General features: G+C 69.5%; 17 protein-coding genes and 2 pseudogenes. 10 read left to right on the forward strand and 9 right to left on the reverse strand.

The window, feature by feature from the left end; translation table 11 throughout:
- Positions 1-177 precede the first annotated feature (177 nt).
- The 4 genes and pseudogenes from ACWD4O_RS37305 to ACWD4O_RS37320 form a co-directional block, all read right to left on the reverse strand.
- Positions 178-2,154: a M20/M25/M40 family metallo-hydrolase gene (locus ACWD4O_RS37305; RefSeq protein WP_451286976.1), complete on the reverse strand. Its 1,977-nt coding sequence runs from the start codon at positions 2,152-2,154 to the stop codon at positions 178-180.
- On the reverse strand, positions 2,130-3,284 hold the full coding sequence (locus tag ACWD4O_RS37310; RefSeq protein ID WP_451286978.1) for an FAD-dependent oxidoreductase: 1,155 nt from the start codon (positions 3,282-3,284) through the stop codon (positions 2,130-2,132). Before ACWD4O_RS37310 ends, ACWD4O_RS37305 begins: the two co-directional genes overlap by 25 nt.
- Before the next feature lie 18 nt (positions 3,285-3,302).
- Positions 3,303-3,575, reverse strand: a pseudogene (locus ACWD4O_RS37315) (alpha/beta fold hydrolase); the annotation flags it as partial.
- 254 nt (positions 3,576-3,829) lie between these two features.
- A complete protein-coding gene (locus tag ACWD4O_RS37320) occupies positions 3,830-4,735 on the reverse strand; it encodes an AraC family transcriptional regulator (RefSeq protein ID WP_451286980.1) in 906 nt (301 codons plus the stop codon).
- Positions 4,736-4,878: 143 nt separating this feature from the next.
- On the opposite strand from ACWD4O_RS37320, the gene ACWD4O_RS37325 reads away from it, so the two are divergent.
- The 3 genes from ACWD4O_RS37325 to ACWD4O_RS37335 all read left to right on the forward strand — a co-directional run bounded on the left by ACWD4O_RS37325 (position 4,879) and on the right by ACWD4O_RS37335 (position 7,148).
- Positions 4,879-5,196 (forward strand): putative quinol monooxygenase, encoded by a 318-nt coding sequence (locus tag ACWD4O_RS37325; protein ID WP_451286982.1) that lies wholly within the window; start codon positions 4,879-4,881, stop codon positions 5,194-5,196.
- 163 nt (positions 5,197-5,359) lie between these two features.
- The gene (locus ACWD4O_RS37330; RefSeq protein WP_451286984.1) at positions 5,360-6,328 is read left to right on the forward strand and encodes an alpha/beta hydrolase; all 969 of its coding nucleotides are present in this window, start codon (positions 5,360-5,362) and stop codon (positions 6,326-6,328) included.
- Between the two features lie 58 nt (positions 6,329-6,386).
- Positions 6,387-7,148 carry an SDR family NAD(P)-dependent oxidoreductase gene (locus ACWD4O_RS37335; protein WP_451286986.1) on the forward strand — a complete coding sequence of 254 codons (762 nt, stop codon included), beginning with the start codon at positions 6,387-6,389 and terminating at the stop codon, positions 7,146-7,148.
- Between the two features lie 273 nt (positions 7,149-7,421).
- Here ACWD4O_RS37335 and ACWD4O_RS37340 read toward each other — a convergent pair whose 3' ends face one another.
- Positions 7,422-8,291, reverse strand: a complete 870-nt coding sequence (locus ACWD4O_RS37340; RefSeq protein ID WP_451286987.1) for a helix-turn-helix domain-containing protein — start codon at positions 8,289-8,291, stop codon at positions 7,422-7,424.
- Positions 8,292-8,517: 226 nt separating this feature from the next.
- Between ACWD4O_RS37340 and ACWD4O_RS37345 the strand changes: the two genes are divergently transcribed.
- Positions 8,518-9,435 (forward strand): alpha/beta hydrolase, encoded by a 918-nt coding sequence (locus ACWD4O_RS37345; protein WP_451286989.1) that lies wholly within the window; start codon positions 8,518-8,520, stop codon positions 9,433-9,435.
- Between the two features lie 126 nt (positions 9,436-9,561).
- Here the strand turns inward: ACWD4O_RS37345 and ACWD4O_RS37350 are convergent, their stop codons facing one another.
- Positions 9,562-10,239 (reverse strand): hypothetical protein, encoded by a 678-nt coding sequence (locus tag ACWD4O_RS37350; protein WP_451286991.1) that lies wholly within the window; start codon positions 10,237-10,239, stop codon positions 9,562-9,564.
- 115 nt (positions 10,240-10,354) lie between these two features.
- Positions 10,355-10,447, reverse strand: a pseudogene (locus ACWD4O_RS37355) (IS5/IS1182 family transposase); the annotation flags it as partial.
- Between the two features lie 68 nt (positions 10,448-10,515).
- Here ACWD4O_RS37355 and ACWD4O_RS37360 point away from each other — a divergent pair.
- The 3 genes from ACWD4O_RS37360 to ACWD4O_RS37370 are packed head-to-tail and all read left to right on the forward strand — an operon-like array spanning position 10,516 to position 12,035.
- The gene (locus ACWD4O_RS37360) at positions 10,516-10,857 is read left to right on the forward strand and encodes an ArsR/SmtB family transcription factor (protein WP_451286993.1); all 342 of its coding nucleotides are present in this window, start codon (positions 10,516-10,518) and stop codon (positions 10,855-10,857) included.
- A gap of 3 nt (positions 10,858-10,860) precedes the next feature.
- Positions 10,861-11,367 carry an SRPBCC family protein gene (locus ACWD4O_RS37365; RefSeq protein ID WP_451286995.1) on the forward strand — a complete coding sequence of 169 codons (507 nt, stop codon included), beginning with the start codon at positions 10,861-10,863 and terminating at the stop codon, positions 11,365-11,367.
- Positions 11,367-12,035 (forward strand): dihydrofolate reductase family protein, encoded by a 669-nt coding sequence (locus tag ACWD4O_RS37370; protein ID WP_451286997.1) that lies wholly within the window; start codon positions 11,367-11,369, stop codon positions 12,033-12,035. Before ACWD4O_RS37365 ends, ACWD4O_RS37370 begins: the two co-directional genes overlap by 1 nt.
- A 502-nt stretch (positions 12,036-12,537) precedes the next feature.
- Here the strand turns inward: ACWD4O_RS37370 and ACWD4O_RS37375 are convergent.
- Positions 12,538-12,738: a hypothetical protein gene (locus ACWD4O_RS37375; RefSeq protein WP_451286999.1), complete on the reverse strand. Its 201-nt coding sequence runs from the start codon at positions 12,736-12,738 to the stop codon at positions 12,538-12,540.
- A gap of 244 nt (positions 12,739-12,982) precedes the next feature.
- Here ACWD4O_RS37375 and ACWD4O_RS37380 point away from each other — a divergent pair, with 244 nt between their 5' ends.
- Positions 12,983-13,300, forward strand: coding sequence for a nucleoside triphosphate pyrophosphohydrolase (locus tag ACWD4O_RS37380; RefSeq protein WP_451287001.1), 318 nt, complete (start codon positions 12,983-12,985; stop codon positions 13,298-13,300).
- Positions 13,301-13,564: 264 nt separating this feature from the next.
- Positions 13,565-14,596: a S66 peptidase family protein gene (locus ACWD4O_RS37385; protein WP_451287003.1), complete on the forward strand. Its 1,032-nt coding sequence runs from the start codon at positions 13,565-13,567 to the stop codon at positions 14,594-14,596.
- A gap of 277 nt (positions 14,597-14,873) precedes the next feature.
- Here the strand turns inward: ACWD4O_RS37385 and ACWD4O_RS37390 are convergent, their stop codons facing one another.
- Positions 14,874-15,653, reverse strand: coding sequence for an NAD(P)H-dependent oxidoreductase (locus ACWD4O_RS37390; RefSeq protein WP_451287005.1), 780 nt, complete (start codon positions 15,651-15,653; stop codon positions 14,874-14,876).
- Between the two features lie 139 nt (positions 15,654-15,792).
- Here ACWD4O_RS37390 and ACWD4O_RS37395 point away from each other — a divergent pair, with 139 nt between their 5' ends.
- Positions 15,793-16,638, forward strand: coding sequence for a helix-turn-helix transcriptional regulator (locus ACWD4O_RS37395; RefSeq protein ID WP_451287007.1), 846 nt, complete (start codon positions 15,793-15,795; stop codon positions 16,636-16,638).
- The last annotated feature ends 37 nt before the right edge of the window (positions 16,639-16,675 follow it).

The following is a 16,675-nucleotide window of genomic DNA, read 5'->3' on the forward strand; positions in this document are numbered from 1 at the left end:
ACGGGGTACGGGGCGAAACTAGGCGCGGCCGGGGTGGTTCAGGGGAGCCAACTGACCGTCTCAGGATGAGGTCAGTCCTCGTGTCCGGCCGGAGGCAGCTTGGTGCCGGCCCGGCAGCTGTGTCATGGCGGTGCTCCTGTCACCGGACGCGAGGCCCGGCTTCGGCTGTCCTGTCGGTCACAGGCCCGCGAGGGTGAGGGCGGTCGCGGTGACCGAGCGGGCGATCGTGGCCGCGAACTCCGGACTGTGATCCTCGTCGGTGAGGGTGTCTCCAGGGGTGTGGTACTGCCTGGTGCCCGTGCCGGGCCCACCGTCCAGAGCGAAAATGTCCTCGGAGACGGCGATGGCCGCCCACCCCCGCTCATGGAAGCTGGCGTGGTCGCTCCGGCCGAGCGCCGGATCGGAAGGGCCCGTGAGCTGTTGGACCGTCACCGCGGGGTCGACGGCGGGGACGGCGTCCGCGACGAGAACGCCCAGCGCGTCGGATGCGGCGACGACCGGCCCCGGCACCGAGGAACCTGCGTGGATCTCGACGGTGGGTGGGCTGCCCTGTTGGCGACCCGCGATCATGTCCATCTGGAAGACAGCGGCGATGCGGTCGTCCGCCGCGGCGGCGGCCCGCGCATAGAACTTACTGCCGACCAGGCCCTGTTCCTCGGCGTTGAAGAGCACGAAGCGCACGTTCCGGGTCGGTGTCCTGCCCTCGTCGAGCAAGCCGTGCAGGCACTCCGCCGCGGCCAGGACGGCGGCGGTTCCGCTGCCGTCGTCGTCGGCGCCCGGTGCGGGGTCCACGGCGGGATCGTAGGGGCGTGGGTCGCCGTTGTCGTCGACGAATTCACCGCTGGAGGCAGTGGAGTCCAGATGCGCGGTGATGAGGACCGTGGAGTCCGCCCCGGCTACACGATGCTCGGCCTCCACGTTGAACAACCGGCGTCCGTGCCACCGGAATCGGTGCAGTCGTACCCTCAGGCCGAGGTCCTGGAAGCGGTCCGCGAGCGCTTCGACGACTCGGGGGTTGTCCGCGGCGGACGCGTCACGGCTGCTCACCAGCAGCGCCTCGCCGTCTCTGAGCGGTGCGGCACCAGAGATGCGCGCGACATGGCCGCGGAGTACCTCGGGGGTCACGGCCGCGCGTACCGCGGCGATCGTCTCCGCGGAGGGACGGCCGTCTCCGGCTGCCGACGCGGGTGGGCCCGGCTCTGCAGGGCCTCCCGCAAGGCCTGCGGCGAGTCCTTGTGCCCATGCCTCGCCGGGGCGGGAGAGGAGTGCCGGATCCGGAAGCAGTCGCTCGGTGTGGCCGGGCTTCGCGCCCGGCAGGTGGACGTCCTCGATCGGGGCGCCGGCGGGTGCCGCGACGTAGACACCGCCTGGTGCGGGACCCAGCGGAAGGAGCGGCCGGGCCGCGAGACCGGCGAGTTCGTCTGCGACGACGCCGAAAGCGGACGTGGCGCGTGTGATCGCCCTGTCCGGACCGTCCGCGACGTCGCCGGCAGGGGTGTGGATGCGGTCGTCGCGGATCAGGAAGGCCGCCGTGTCCTCCACCGGTCCCCGCAGGTCGACCGTGAAACCGGCCTGTTCGAGTGCCGCGGCGCCGCGCATGCTCGCCATGGCCAGCACGAGCCGCGCCGAGGCGATGTGCACGGGAACGACCTCGGTCTGGTTCGCGACCGTCTCCAGTGCAGACAGCCCCAGGTCCTCGGGCAGCTCGATCCGCGCCCACAGGACAGGACGGTTCTCCAGAGCGGCGCCGGTGAACACGGGGTGGGCCGCCGTACGCAGCCCGGCTTGTGCGGCGAACGCGCGCTCCTCGTGGTCCTCGCCCACGAAGACGCACTCGCCTGCTGCGGCGGCCGGGATCCCCTCTCCCCCGGTGCCGGCGACCGCCTCGTCGAAGATCTCCCGGCTGTTCTTGGGGCCCCAATGGATGAGCGCGTCGTCCGTGAACCGGCCGGGGAACGCCGCCTGCAGGGCCGACGCGAGCCGCTCCGCGGCGCCTTCGCTCGGGCCCGGGTTGGAGATGACGCCCTTGTGTACGTCGAGGAAGGCGTCAAGAACCGCGAGGACGCGCGGTCGGGGCAGCAGCGTCAGCGAACCGTCCGCCTCCTCCCGGGCATCCGCCAGGGTCGCTCCTATGTCGAAGAAGAGCACAGGCATGTCGGCGCCTCCACGAAGTGAACCGGCCCGGAATCGGCACGTGACCGGTTGAACGTCCCGGGCGGCAACAGCCGTTCGGGAGCGAGCGAGCGGAACCGCGAGAGCGGTTGGCGCGGCACGAGAAGGCATCCGTGGGCATCCGTGGGTGTCCGTGGGTGTCCGTGGTTTCCGCGAGACGGCCCCGCGCCAGCCGACCACTCCACACATTCCACTCCGGGAATGGGCTCCCCACCCATCCCATCGTCCGCCTTCGGTTGCGTGCTCGCATCCCGGGATGTATGCGAATGCCGTTCAACCTCGGACAGTTGAAGGAGTAATGGAGCGCGAGCGACCTCGAAGCAAGCCGGTGCTACTCCGCCGCGAGGCCGCCTCCGGGGTCGCCCGCGAGGCCGCACCGACCTCCTGATGCGGTGAGCGACGGCGGATAGTCGTCGACGGTCACGGAGTCGTAGAGGCGCGCGCTCTTGGTGGTGAGGCGAACGAGGGCGCGGCTGGGGCCCGCGGGCAGGGTGCTCCGCCATCGCGCGCTCGTAGGCGGGGAAGGCTCGCTCGTGGTCGCCGCCCGCCCGCGCCGGCTCTCCGGCCAGGACATACGCGCCGACGACCGCCAGGCTGGTGCTGCCGCCGACGGCTGGACCGGGGCAGTAGCCCGCGTCGCCGACAAGCGTCACCCTCCCCTGCGACCATGTGTCCATGCGGAGCTGGGTGATCGAGTCGAAGTAGAACGCCGGGGTGCGGTCGAGCTCGTCCAGCCAGCGGTCCACGTGGGCGTGCATGCCGGCGAACGCACCGCGCAGGAGCTCCTTCTGCCGAGGCACGTCATGGCGGTGGTAGTCGAGCTCGCGCTCGCTCCGGAACAGGAAAAGGGCCCGCGCGTCGCCGACGGGACGCCGTGAGCCCTCCCGGTAGACGGTGATCCGGTTCGTGCCGGTGGCCCGCTCCTCTACTCGCGGAAGCACACCCATCTTCTCCGAGATGTTCATCGCGGGCCGGAACAGGGCGACCGCGTGGCCGCCGGTCTTGCGCAGAGTCGGCGCGCGCTCGACGACGGTGACGGAGAAGCCGTGCCGGGTGAGCCAGTAGGCCAGAACCGGACCGGCGACGCCGGCGCCGGAGACGAGAATCCGCATGGCACCGCTCCTTTTCATTCAGTCCACCCGTGCGGCGTGGATCGCGGTGAAGGCCAGCAGGGGGGTGGCGGTCCGCGGCGGGTCCTCGAGCAGGGGCGAGTGCCCGAGGCCGGGCAGCAATTCGACCTTCGCCCCCGGAACGGCGCGATAGTCGAAGGCGGATGAGGATCGCCATCTGCGGTCGTCCTCGCCGAAGATCACCAGCAGTGGCTTGCCCAGGGCCGTCAGCCGGTCCGGCAGCGCCCGCTCCTCCAGGTAGGAACGGGTGGCCCGCATCGTCGCGGTGAACGCCGTGGCCGGCGAGCCGTTTCTCGCCGTTGACGACATCGCATGGCCCAGCCGCGGAGCAACCTCCATGCCTCACGCCTCCAGGGAGTCCCGACTCGATCGCCGGCCGGGGTGAGACGGCTACCGATGTGAGCGTCGCAGACCCCCGGGTGCCGGGTGCCTGCAGCCGTGCGTCGTGAAACCCACCTTCACCGGCGGCGCTTGGTAGAGCCGTAAGATCACCCGCGTTTGCGGCCTGGTGACACGGAGCGGTCGGCTCACGGGAGGACGCCTGCCGGGGTGCGCACGGCCTGGCGCAGGCGGGCGGCGTCCTGGCTGGGCGGCGCGCCGAACTGGCGGCGGTACTCGCGGCTGAACTGTGACGGGTTGTCGTAGCCGACGCGTTGGCCGACGCCGGTGACGTCACCCGGGTGGGTGGCGAGCAGCAGCCGGGCCTCCTGCAGCCGGATCTGCTTCTGGAACTGGATGGGGCTCATCGCGGTCACCGCCTGGAAGTTGCGGTAGAAGGCGGAGACGCTCATCCCGGACAGCCGCGCCACGTCCTCGACCCGGAAGGGCTGCGCGTAGTGCTCGCGGATCCAGCGCACGGCCCGGGAGACGTGGCTGAGGCTGCTGTCGGCCAGGCCGAGCTGACGAACCGTCGCACCCTGCTCGCCCGTGATCACGCGCCACAGGATCTCGCGCTTGACCAGCGGAGCCAGAACGGCCCGGTCGCGGGGCTCGTCGAGCAGGCGCAGCAGCCGCACCCCTGCGTCGAGCAGCGCGGCCGGAGCGTCACTGACGGCGATGCCCGACGGCGCGCCCCCACCGGCGCGGGGAGTGTCTCCGGGGCCGGCCTGCAGCAGCAGTTCGGCAACGGCGGACGGTTCCAGCACGAGACCGAATCCGAGCGCCGGCTCCTCGGGGTCGGCCTGGGTGAACTGCCCGGTGACGGGCAGATCGACGGATGCGACCAGGTACTGCCCGGGCCCGTACTCGTACACCCGCTCGCCGAGGGCGAGTCGTTTGGCACCCTGGGCGATGACCGCCAGCACCGTGCCGGACATCGAGGGTGACGGCGGATCGGGCCGGTCGACCTTCGAGATGAGGACGCCGTCGATGGCCGTGGTCCAGTCGGGGCGGGCGTGCCGGGCCAGTAGGGTGCGCAGCTCTTCGAGGTACATACGTCCATTCCAGCACCGCTCCGCGCCGCAGCTCCCGCGTCCGCGAGGATCGTGCAAGTACGAGCGAGCATCGTTCTAACGTTTTCGCAGGTCAGCTCGGTTGAATGGAATCACTTCACTCCATTGCCGAGAAAGAGACGGCCATGATCGTCAATTACGGTTTCAACGCCACCCTGACCGCCAGGCCCGGAATGGGCGACCAGCTGGTCGAACTGCTGCTGACCGGGCTGAACGAGGGCAGCCCCGGCGCAGACGAACACTGCGTCGTCTACCTCGTCTCCCGTTCCGCGTCCGACCCCGACGTCGTCCACGTCACCGAGGGGTGGACCAGCGAGGAGGACCACCACCGGATCTTCGCCGGTGAGGCCGCCCAGGCCATCGTGGCGCAGATCGGCGGACTGCTGGCCAAGGAGTCCGAGTACACCGACTACGTCCCGGTCCGCGGCAAGGCCGCCTTCTGACCCGCCGATCGCGCCTCTGACCCGCCGATCGCGCCGCATCCCGACCCCTGCCGCCTCGGCGCCTCGGTGCCTTGAGGCCTCGACGCCTCGACGCCTCGGTGCCTCGCGAGCCGGCCCTCTCCTCCCCCGACCGTCCGCCGCCACCCCGCGAAAGGCCGCCACCATGACCACGCCACGACCCGCCCTGGACCCCGAACTGCGTGAGCTGCTCGCCGACATGCCTCTCATGTCCCAGCTCAGCCCGGAAATCCTCGCGCAACTGCGCCGGCTCCCGTCGACGCCCGTCGAGCCCCTCCTCGCCCACCGGCAGGTCGACCGGCGCGAAGTCACCGTGCCCGCCAAGGACGGTGCCCCGATCCCTCTGTCGGTCTTCAGCCCCGCGAACACCGATCGCACCACCGCCGCACCCTGCGTCTACTGGATGCACGGCGGCGGGATGGTCATGGGCGACCGCTTCTCGCAGATCGACATCCCCCTGGAGTGGCTCGACGAGTTCGGCGCGGTCCTGGTCACCGTGGACTACCGGCTCGCACCCGAGGCCACCGGTACCGCCCTGGTCGACGACTGCTACCAGGGACTGCTGTGGGTCGTCGAGCACTCCGCCGAACTGGGCATCGACCCCGCACGGATCGTCGTCGCCGGTGCCAGCGCGGGCGGCGGCCTCGCCGCCGGCGTCGCCCTGCTTGCTCGCGACCTCGGCACCCCCGCGATCGCCGCGCAGATGCTCATCTGCCCCATGCTCGACCACCGCAACAGCAGCACCTCCAGCCACCAGTACTCCGGCGAACCCGGCGTCTGGACCCGCGAGATGAACGAGTTCGGATGGCGTGCCGTCCTCGGCGACCTCACCGACCAGGAGATACCCGAGTACGTCTCACCCGCGCGGGCCGACGATCTCTCCGGCCTGCCGACCACCTACATCGACACCGGCTCCGCCGAAGTCTTCCGCGACGAGGACACCGACTACGCCACCCGCATCTGGGCGGCCGGCGGCCAGGCCGAACTCCATGTCTGGGCGGGCGGCTTCCACGGCTTCGACGCCCTGTATCCGCAGGCACGCATCTCGGCCGCAGCCCGCCGGACCCGCACCGCCTGGCTGACCCGGCTCCTGCTGCCGGACTCCGCCGCATAGCGCCACCGGCGCGCCCACACACCACCACACCCACGAATCGCACACCAGGAGGAACACCATGAAGGTCGCCGTCGTCACGGGCGCCAGCTCCGGCATAGGACGAAGCGCCGCGATCGAGATCGCCAAACGCGGAACGGGAGTCATCCTCACCTACAGCACCAACCGGCAAGGTGGGCTGGAGACGGCCGACATCATCGAGAAGGAGGGCGGCACGGCCGTCGCGCTCCCGCTGGACGTCGGCGAAGCAGGCACCTTCGCGGCCTTCCGCGACACGGTGACCGACGTGCTGCACGACACCTGGCAGCGCGACACCTTCGACCACCTGGTCAACAACGCCGGTTTCGCGCAGACGTCGTTGATCGAGGACACGACCGAGGAGATGTTCGACAAGCTCATGCGCGTACTGCTCAAGGGCCCGTACTTCCTGACGCAGAAGCTGCTGCCCCTGATGGCGGACGGCGGGGCCATCGTCAACACGAGCAGCAACTCGGCGACGGCGGCGACCGGCCTGGAGCCCGGCTACTCCGCCTACGCCTCGATGAAGGGCGGACTGGACGTGCTGACCCGGTACATGGCCAAGGAATTCAGCCCGCGCGGCATCCGCGTCAACGCCGTCTCGCCGGGGTCGACCCGCACCCGGATCGCCGACGACGCCTTCACCCGGTTCCCCGAGGTCGTCCCGGCCCTCGCTGCGAAGACGGCGCTGGGCCGGGTCGGCGAACCCGACGACATCGGGGCGATGATCGCCACACTGGTCTCCGAGGAGAGCCGCTGGGTCACGGCTCAGAACATCGAGGTATCGGGCGGCTACGACCTCTAGGAGAGGATCCGCAACTCCCCTGTTCGACTGTTCGGCTGTTCGGCTGTTCGGCTGTTCGGCTGTTCGGCTTTCGCTGAGCGCCGCGAGCAGCGCGAGGTCCTGGAGGCGGGGCACGGCTGCCCTTCCCGGCCGGACGGCAAGCAGGCCCGACAGGTCCGACAGGCCCGACAGGCCGGGCAACGTCCGCCGCTGCTTCAAGCCGCCGCCGGAGGCGATCGCTGGACTCACGAGTCGGCTCACCCCAGGGAGCAACAGCCGCTGAGAACCCTGGGTCTAGCGGTCTGACACGGAGCGGCCGGCGGATTGCGCGGCCCATGAAGCGAGGATGCGCAGACGGTCGTGGCTGGGTGAGCCGGGCTCGGCGGTCAGGGTGATGAGCTGCTGGTCGGGATCGGCGGTGCAGGTGAGGAAGGACCAGTCGAGGGTGAGCCGACCGGCGATCGGATGGTTCAAGGTCTTCGTGCCTGGGCCCTGGACGGCAACGTGGTGGGCGCCCCACCACCGGCGGAAGTCGGGGTCCTGAAGTGACAGCTCGCCCACCAGTTCCGCCAGCCGTGGGTCCTTCGGGTCCCGGGCGGCCTCCATGCGCAACTGCGCGAGGGTGGTCTGTGCCACCCAGTCCCAGTCCGGGTACAGCGCTCTGATGGCCGGTTCGCAGAAGACCAGCCGTACGAAGTTGCGCTGCTTCTCCGGGATCTGCGCGAAGTCGGTGAACAGGGCGGCGGCCATGGGGTTCCAGGCGAGGATGTCCGTGCGCCGGCCCATCACGACGGCCGGCGTGGTGGACAGGTCGTCCAGCAGCCGCTGCAGCTGCGGCTGGACCTTCTGCGTGGTGCGCCGACGAGGCCGGGCGGCGTCCTTGCCTGAAAGTTCGAACATGTAGGCACGCTCGCCGTCGCCGAGCCGGAGAACACGCGCGAGGGTGTCCAGCACCGGTTCGGAAGCCTGGCGGCGGCCCTGCTCCAGGCGCGTGTAGTAGTCGGGGCTGATCGAAGCCAGCAAGGCCACTTCCTCCCGGCGCAGACCCTTGACCCTGCGCCTGCCGCCCGCATCCGGCAGCCCGACCTGGGCCGGGCTCAGCTCCATGCGCCGCGCCTTGAGGAAGGCACCCAGTTCACTGTGGTGGGCGTTGCTGCTGCTCATAGGGACAAGTCTTGCACCGCGCCATGTCCGTGACAGGGGGCCTGTCCTGTCCCAGGACAGCGTTGTCCGGGGACACGAGACGCCCCTTACCCACCCACGCACCGCGTGCGACTGTCGGTGACATGACCGGCGGGCGGGCCGCCCCGGGGCGGGAGGCATGGCCGGAGGGATTCCGCCCCTCCGCGGTCACAGCACTCGCTCACCTGCACCCAGGAGACACAGAAACATGAGGACCCGCGTCACCTTCCCCAGCACCCATCTCGCCCTCGCCGGGATTCTCTTCACCCCAGATGACCACGTTGCCGGCCGGTTGCCGGCCGTCGTCGTCTCCCATCCGGGTGGCGGCGTGAAGGAGCAGAGCCCGAGCATCTACGCCGAGCGTCTGGCCGGTGCCGGGTTCGCCGCGCTCGTCTTCGACGCCGCCCACCAGGGCGAGAGCGAGGGCGAGCCGCGAGGCCTGGAGGACCCTTTCCAGCGGGCCGAGGACATCAAGTCCGCAGTGACCTACCTGACCACCCGTGACGACATCGACCCGGACCGCATCGGGGCTCTGGGGATCTGCGCGTCAGGCGGCTATGTCCCCTACGCCGCGCAGACCGACCGCCGTATCAGGAGCGTCGCCACGGTCAGCGCCGTGGACCTCGGGTCGGTGTTCCGTGAGGGACTGGGCCGCACACAGGACCCGGCGATCCTCATCGCCATGCTCGACCAGGCCGGTGCACTGCGCACCGCGGAAGCACGCGGCGCGGCCCCGCAGTTGGCGGCATGGATTCCCGACAACGCCGACGAACTGCTGGAGAGCGCCACCAGACAGTTCCGGGAGACGTTCGAGTTCTACTGCACCCCGCGCGGTTACCACCCCCGCGCGAACCAAGGATGGGTGCTGCGCAGTATCGACCTGATCGCCCAGTACGACTCGTTCGCGCTGATCCGGCTCATCTCGCCCCGTCCCCTGCTGATGATCGCTGGTTCGGAGGCGGAGAGCGCCTACTTCAGCCGGGAAGCGATCGAGAAGGCGGCCGGGCCCAAGGAACTTGTCGTCATCGACGGTGCCACCCACATCGACCTGTACGACAAGGACGAATACGTCACCCCCGCCGTCGCCAAGCTCACCGAGTTCTTCGGCAAGCACCTGGCCGGCTGACCGCCTGCTGTCCCCATTCCCGCCCGTATCGACTCCTTCCCCAGCAGCCTGGACTCCACAAGGAACCGGCGGCAGCTGAGGAGAGCCCACCAGTGAAAATGAGCTGGTGGGCAGACAGATCGACTCTCAGTGGACCTGCGGATAGCCGATTTCGGAGATGTCTTGGGCCAGGTCCGTCAGGGTGAGCGCTGCATTCAACGACGACACAAGTTCCTCGTCCAGCGGCCGCAAGGCATACACGTGACTCACCGCTTCCAGATCCACAGAGACCTCGTAATAGTCCTCGGCGAAGCGCTGGAACGCTTCGGGCGAACGGTCGACCAGCAGCTGGAAGAGGTCCGTGGCCCCATCAGCATCGGCACGGTTCGAGGGGAAGTCGATCGTGCCGTGGTGCCACTGATCATCCGTCGCCTCCCGCCACAGGCAGGCCGTCACGACGGGCACTCCGTCCTCGTCGGTGAACGCCGGCTCCTGAACAAACGGCTTGAAGACATCAGGAACATCGTCAATCACTCCCGGCCAGGGCTCGCCGTCATGGCCATACGGGCTCATCGGCGATTCGTGGCCGAAGCCTCGGACATAGCCTCCCGCCGCCGAGAACACGATGGAGTACTCGTCTCCCGACCCGTTGCGCATCGAGGCCATCTCCTCGCCTTCAGCCCAAGCGGCGTTGAAGGAGTAGTACCGGCTTTCCCAGTCCGGGCTCAGGATCGCGTCGAGCATCGCAAGCGAGCGGCACAGGTCCCGAAGGTCACCGAGGGCGGGAAGCTGGCGGGCTACGTTATAGACAGTCACGGGGCTCATCCAACCGGATGCCTCTGACATCAGCCGTGCCCCTGCCAGACGTCACGATCAGTAGCAATTCCGGAGCCGGACGCGTGTACGGGATGACGGGTCCGGATGGCAGGTCCGGATGGGTGTGTACGGCCTTCCGCGCGGCGATCACCGGCTCGATCAGCGCCCACTGCTCGTCGGACAGGTCGATCTTGTAGGGCGGCCTGCGCTCGCTCACGACGTTCAGCCCGGCACGCCCGAGCCCGCCGGCTTGTCATATTCCGATATGGGAATATGATGGCTGGCATGGCACGAGCAGCGACGACGTCGGACGCATTCAACGCGATCGCCGAACCGCAGCGCCGGGACATCCTGGCGCTGCTACAGGCGGGTGAGCGGCCGGTGACCGACCTGGCCCAGGAGCTGGGGATGAGCCAGCCGCGGGCGTCCAAGCACCTGCGGGTGCTCCGTGAGGTGGGCTTGGTGCGGGTCCGCGGCGTGGGCAAGCAGCGCCTCTACGGCCTGGACGCCCGCGGGCTGCGGCCGGTCCACGAGTGGGTCGGCGGATTCGAGCGGTTCTGGAACGAGAGTTTCGACCGGCTGGACGCCTACGTGCAGGACCTCAAGCAGACACGGCAGGAGGACTGACCGATGGCAGAGGCAAGGCGAGAGACGCGGGCGGAGCCGACGACGGCCGAACGGGAGATCGTGATCTCCCGGGTGATCGACGCCCCGCGAGAGCTGGTGTTCGAGGCGTTCACCGAGGTCCGGCACCTGTCGCGGTGGTGGGGTCCGGAGGGGTTCACCACCACCACGCGGTCCTTCGAGTTCCGCGAGGGCGGGGAGTGGGAGTTCGTGCTGCACGGGCCGGACGGGACCGACTACTCCGAGTGGATCCGCTGGCTGCGGATCGTCCCGCCTGAGCGGATCGCACTGCTGCACGGCGAGTCCCGCGACGACCCGAACGCCTTCGAGTCGGTCCTGACCTTCGCGCCGGACGGCGCGGCGACCCGGATCGTGATGTGCACGGTGTTCCTCACCAAGGCACTGCGCGACGAGGCAGTCGAGAAGTACCACGCGGTCGAGGGCGGCCGGCAGACCCTGAGCAGCCTGGCGGCCTACGTCGCCGACCTCGCGCGGAAGGGGGCGCAGGACTGATGGCCGGGAAAGTGTTCTTCAGCGTGACGATGTCGCTGGACGGCTTCATCGCGCCCGAGCCCGTACCCGTTGAGGACGAGCTCTTCGCGTCCGACAAGCAGGACGACCCGGACGTTCGGCGCTGGATGGAGCAGTGGACGGAGCTGCAGCAGTGGGCGTTCCCGCTGCGGTTCTTCCGGGAGAACCTGAAGCTGGGCGAGGGCGGCGAGGAGGGCCTCGACAACGACGTGGCGCGGGAGACGTTCGAGCGCACCGGCGCGAGCGTCATGGGCAAGCGCATGTTCGACCTCGGCGAGCCGTCATGGCCGGAGGAAGCGCCCTTCCACACCCCGGTCTTCGTCGTGACGCACACCAGGCGTGACCCGTGGGAGCGGCCTGGCGGCACCACGTTCCACTTCGTCAACGACGGCATCGAGCACGCCCTCGACCAGGCCCGCGAGGCCGCCGGCGACCGCGACGTCCGCATCGCCGGGGGCGGCGCGACGATCCTGGAGCACCTGAACGCCGGCCTGGTCGACGAGTTCTCGATCACGCTGTCACCGGTGCTTCTCAGCGCCGGCACCCGCCTGTTCGACGGCGTGGACGCGTCCAGGGTCGCGCTGGAGCCGCTCCGTTCGGAGCCGTCGTCGCGGGTGACGCACCTGACGTACGCCGTGCACCCACGGTAGCCGCGCCACCACTCCACCCTGGCGACCCGAGCACGCACGGCGCACACGGCGCACACGGCGCACACGTTTGAATCAGCAGGCCACCACGGCCAACTGCGAACAGCCCGCAGATCCGGTTTGAGGACTGCCGTCGGCGCCTCTCCCGCCAGGCGTACCGCTCGCCGAGCGGCGCGTCGTCCTTCGGCTTCTTGGGCGGGGCACTGACCTGGTTGGGGAACTCGTTGGCCAGGCCCCGGTAGCCCTCGTCGACTTCGGCTCCCACCTGCGGGTGGAGCCGGAACTGCTCGGCGCTGCCCTCGGTGCGCATCGCGGTCTGGTCGTGCATGCGGCCGGGCCGGTCCGCACCTGACCACAGCAGCCGGCCCTGGCCGTCGCTGACGGCGGTGGTCTTGATGGTGTCGGGATGGGACAAGGCCGCACGGGCCCACTTCTTGGTCACACTCCAAGAACCCGTGCGGCCACTGTCACGCCACGGCCGTGCGGCAGCGTCCGCGGAGGGGGCTTAGCCCTCCTCCGCGCGCAGTGGCCGGTCGACAAGGCGATGCGAGTCTGCGGCGTCGCCGGTGCGAGCCTCAGTGCGGCTCCTGGTGGCGAGATAGTCCCGGACGATCAACTCGACCGCGTCCTGAGGACTTCTGGTGCCGGACAGCAGCATGGCCTCGATCGCCAGATCGCTGTCAAGGCTGATGGTGACCTTCGCCATGGCGGCTTCCCCCTGAAAGGCTGTTCCACACAGCCTACTTCGCGAGCTGACCCCCCAGCGGGGATACATGCAGGAAGCTGCCCGGAGTGGACCAGAGCATCGGGGGCAGCCTCCTGCCCATAGACCGACCGGGCAAGAGGACTCGCGGCGTCGCGTGCCGATCGCGCTCCTTGCCTAGGCTGCGGCGGCAGGGAGGAGCGGCAGTCGGTGGCCGTTCCAAGGTGATGGGTGCGGGAGAGCACGCGTGAGCAGCCAGGGCAAGCTGGTACGGGATCGAATCCCCGAAATCATCCGATCGTCGGGCGCAGAGCCCGTGGTTCATACAGCTGGCCCCCTGGAGTACAGGCGGCGGCTGCGGGACAAACTCGGCGAGGAAGTCGCTGAATTTCTGGCCGCGGACGAGGCGGAGGCTCCGGAGGAACTCGCGGACGTACTTGAAGTCGTACGAGCTCTCGCGGCCGAGTTGGGCATTGGCCTGGCGCAGTTGGAGAAGATCCGTGAGGAAAAGGCCCGTGAGCGCGGAGGATTCGCCGAGCGGGTCATCTGGACGGGCAATCGCTGACCTCCGCCCTGCCCCGCCGGCTCGCAGACCTGTACCCACATGGCCGGCGCCCAGACGAGGTCCAGGACGTCCGACTCCGGTCGCACGTCTCGGGCACCGAGCCGATGACCGCGGACTGATCTCAACAGGGTCCGAGGGTCTGTGTCCGTGATGGGGTGTCGCCGTGGCGGGCGAGTTCGAGTCGGAGGTCGAGGTTCTCGCCGTGGGCTTGTTCGAGCAGATAACTGTGTCGCGTGGTGCTGAGGGGGTCGGGATACTGCCTCGGTGACCCTTGCCGCACTGCCTCAGCTGCCTCAGTTGCTTCGGCCTCGTGCCCTGAGGCCCGGAGATCTCGTCGTTGTCGCATCGCTGTCCGGGCCGCTCCATGCCATGTACGAGCCCGACCTCGAGCAGGCGGTGGTCGTGCTCGAGCGGATGGGATTCCGCGTGCGTCGGGCACCGCTGCTCGAAGCAGGGCGGCACCGTTGGTGGAGCGCGGCTGCGCCGGCGGAGATCGCCCGGGAGTTCAATGCTCTGCTGCGTGATCCTGAGGTGCGCGCGATCATCGCGCATGACGGCGGTCAGTCGGTGCTCGGCTACCTCGACCTGATCGACTTCGAGGCGGTCGTGGCCGACCCCAAGCCGATCCTCGGCTACAGCGACATCTCGCTGCTGCATCTGGCGCTCTATGCGCGCACGGGTCTGGTGGGCTTCCATACCGACGTGGCCACCCCTGGACTCGGCGGCCACTGGCAGGCCGCGTCCGCGGCGCGCAGAGCGGAACTTGAAACGCTCTACTCGACGTTGCTGACCGGTACGAAGCCGATCGGTGCGCTGCCGGCCACCCCGTCGTGGGAGTGCTGGCGTGCCGGTCGCGCCGAAGGCCGGCTGATCGGCGGGGTGATCAACCGTATCGTGATGGCGCAGGCGACGCCTTATGCGCTGCCGCTCGACTGGTTCGACGGCGCGGTGCTGTTCTGGGAGGAGACGGGCGGCCAGGCATCGTATGTGTGGAGCTACCTACAGGTGCTGCGGCACTCCGGCATCCTCGATCGCATCTCCGGCATGGTCGTGGGCGTCCCGCACGCGATCGACGGACTCGACTCGCCCGACGCGTCCCCGACCCTGCCCGAGATAGTCCTCGACGTCCTCGGCGACCGTGACATCCCGGTCCTGGGCAACGTCGAGTTCGGACACGCCGGCCCGAATCTGCCGATGCCGGTCGGCATCCGCGTCGCCCTGGACGCGCAACAGCGAACGCTGTCGCTGCTCGAACCGGCGGTACGGCCGCACGCGTGGACGGGACCGGTCGGCTGAGCAACGCGGATCGGTGAGCCGACGGCCTCGGCAGCCCGCCGCTCTCACCCCGGCCTCCAGTGGCAGGTCGCGGTCGTCGCCGCGCTCGTAGACCTGCTCCAGCGCCCAGGCCGACGCCTCCTTGCCGACCACGGCGTGGGAGAGGCAGGAACGTCCGTACCGCCGTGAGCGCACGAACAGCCCCATGTCGCGTGCGGCAGTTCGCCAGTCCTCCGCTCCGTACTGTCACACCAGCGCAAGAACAACGACAGGCCTTCCGCGTACGCCTTGTCGGCGGTCAGCCCCGCATGTGGAGCCCGAAACCCGTGCGGCCCGCGGGTTCCAGTCCCTCCTTCAGGTGCAGCGAAGGGATCTCGTAGTCGCCGAAGTTCTGCCGTCGGAACGCGATCGGCTCGGTCGAGTCCAGGGTGAGCAGGCGCTGCTCCCAGGCCTTGGCGACGTCCGGGTAGTCCTCGCCGGTCATCCGGTCCGCGCCGTACAACACGAACGGCGGGAGCACCTCGATGCCCGGGTAATAGAGGATGCCGTGGTGGATCGGGAACAGCAGATCGTCGATGGGGCCGTTGATCCCGCGAGCGGCGTAGTGCGACTCCGGGCCGCCGACGGTCACCGACAGCAGAGCCTTCCTGCCCGCGAGAGTGCCTTCGCCGAAGCGCTCCCCGTACCTGGTGTCGCTGTGCTCGCCGACGCCGTACGCGAAGCGGTGGGTGAACACGCGGTCCACCCAGCCTTTGAGGATCGCGGGCATCGTGTACCACCACAGCGGGAACTGGAAGATGATCGTGTCGGCCCACAGCAGCTTCTCCTGCTCGGCGAGGACGTCCGGGGTGAGCGTCCCGGCGCCGAAGGCCCGGCCCGAGTCCAGAGCGACCTTCAACGGACTTGAGGCGTCCGGGCCGTAGTCCGCGGCGTCCACGACCGCCTTCCAGTTCATCCCGTACAGATCGCTCACCCGTACCTCGTGCCCGGCGGTCTCCAATGTGGACACCGCGAGGTCCTTCAGCGAGCCGTTGAGCGACTTCGGTTCCGGGTGGGCGTAGACGATCAGCGTCTTCATGGGAACTCCTTCGGATCGGGTGTCTTCGATCCTGAGCCCCGCGGCGCCCGGCGTTCAGGGACGCCCCTTCCGTCGGACCGGACTTCCTGGTAACGGCAGGACCACCTTCACGGGCGCCGCCGAGGCCATACTGGGGGGCATGGACGATCTTGCGGGCTTCCTGCGGACCCGGCGTTCCCGGGTCGACCCGGCGACCGTCGGCATTCCCGCCGACAGCCGCCGCCGGGTCGAAGGACTGCGCCGCGAAGAGGTCGCGCACCTGTCCGGAGTCAGCGTCGACTACTACGTACGCCTGGAGCAGGGGCGTGCCACCCAGCCCTCCGAGCAGGTCCTCGATGCGCTCGCCCATGTCCTCGGCCTCGACGAGACCGAACGCGAGCACCTCGGCCGGCTCGCCCGGCAGCGCCGCCGCCGCGCGAAGGCGCCGGGCGGGCGGGTCCGGCCGGAATTGCTGCGCGTCCTCGACCTGGTTGCCGCACCTGCGCTGATCATGGACCACCGCCTGGACGTGCTCGCCGGGAACCGCCTCGCCGGGCTCCTCTACGGCCGGCCGATGCCGGGCCTGAACACCGCCCGGCACATCTTCCTCGAGGAGGCCGAGCGCGGCCTGTACGCGGACTGGGAGAACTGCACCCTCGACGTGGTCGGGCACCTGCGCCTGGCCGCCGGCAAATACCCCGAGGACCCTCGCCTGGCCTCGCTCATCGGCGAGCTGGCGATGGGCAGCGAGCGCTTCCGCCGTCTCTGGGCCCGCGCGGACGTGCGCGCCCGCACACATGGCCGCAAGGCGTACCGGCACCCGCTGGTCGGACTGCTGGAACTGCACCAGGAGAACTTCGCACCACCGGACGAATCAGGCATGGAGCTGCTGGTGCTGTCCGCCGCCCCCGGTAGCCCCGCCGAGGACGGGCTGCGCCTGCTCGCCGGCCTGGGCGCGGAAAGCGGTGACGCGCATCCCACTGTCAACGCTCAGATACGCGAATGACTCAACTACGCCCACCCACCGCCGGGAACGCTTCCAC

This window comes from Streptomyces sp. NPDC002623 (genome assembly GCF_053592635.1).

What these genes read in the sequence shown, in the direction of transcription:
- ACWD4O_RS37365 (WP_451286995.1), top strand. Translation starts at nt 10,861, where the DNA reads ATGGCAGAGGCAAGGCGAGAGACGCGGGCGGAGCCGACGACGGCCGAA.
- ACWD4O_RS37370 (WP_451286997.1), top strand. Translation starts at nt 11,367, where the DNA reads ATGGCCGGGAAAGTGTTCTTCAGCGTGACGATGTCGCTGGACGGCTTC.
- ACWD4O_RS37305 (WP_451286976.1), bottom strand. Translation starts at nt 2,154, where the DNA reads ATGCCTGTGCTCTTCTTCGACATAGGAGCGACCCTGGCGGATGCCCGG.
- ACWD4O_RS37310 (WP_451286978.1), bottom strand. Translation starts at nt 3,284, where the DNA reads ATGCGGATTCTCGTCTCCGGCGCCGGCGTCGCCGGTCCGGTTCTGGCC.
- ACWD4O_RS37360 (WP_451286993.1), top strand. Translation starts at nt 10,516, where the DNA reads ATGGCACGAGCAGCGACGACGTCGGACGCATTCAACGCGATCGCCGAA.
- ACWD4O_RS37320 (WP_451286980.1), bottom strand. Translation starts at nt 4,735, where the DNA reads ATGTACCTCGAAGAGCTGCGCACCCTACTGGCCCGGCACGCCCGCCCC.
- ACWD4O_RS37330 (WP_451286984.1), top strand. Translation starts at nt 5,360, where the DNA reads ATGACCACGCCACGACCCGCCCTGGACCCCGAACTGCGTGAGCTGCTC.
- ACWD4O_RS37335 (WP_451286986.1), top strand. Translation starts at nt 6,387, where the DNA reads ATGAAGGTCGCCGTCGTCACGGGCGCCAGCTCCGGCATAGGACGAAGC.
- ACWD4O_RS37390 (WP_451287005.1), bottom strand. Translation starts at nt 15,653, where the DNA reads ATGAAGACGCTGATCGTCTACGCCCACCCGGAACCGAAGTCGCTCAAC.
- ACWD4O_RS37375 (WP_451286999.1), bottom strand. Translation starts at nt 12,738, where the DNA reads ATGGCGAAGGTCACCATCAGCCTTGACAGCGATCTGGCGATCGAGGCC.
- ACWD4O_RS37395 (WP_451287007.1), top strand. Translation starts at nt 15,793, where the DNA reads ATGGACGATCTTGCGGGCTTCCTGCGGACCCGGCGTTCCCGGGTCGAC.
- ACWD4O_RS37325 (WP_451286982.1), top strand. Translation starts at nt 4,879, where the DNA reads ATGATCGTCAATTACGGTTTCAACGCCACCCTGACCGCCAGGCCCGGA.
- ACWD4O_RS37350 (WP_451286991.1), bottom strand. Translation starts at nt 10,239, where the DNA reads ATGAGCCCCGTGACTGTCTATAACGTAGCCCGCCAGCTTCCCGCCCTC.
- ACWD4O_RS37345 (WP_451286989.1), top strand. Translation starts at nt 8,518, where the DNA reads ATGAGGACCCGCGTCACCTTCCCCAGCACCCATCTCGCCCTCGCCGGG.
- ACWD4O_RS37340 (WP_451286987.1), bottom strand. Translation starts at nt 8,291, where the DNA reads ATGAGCAGCAGCAACGCCCACCACAGTGAACTGGGTGCCTTCCTCAAG.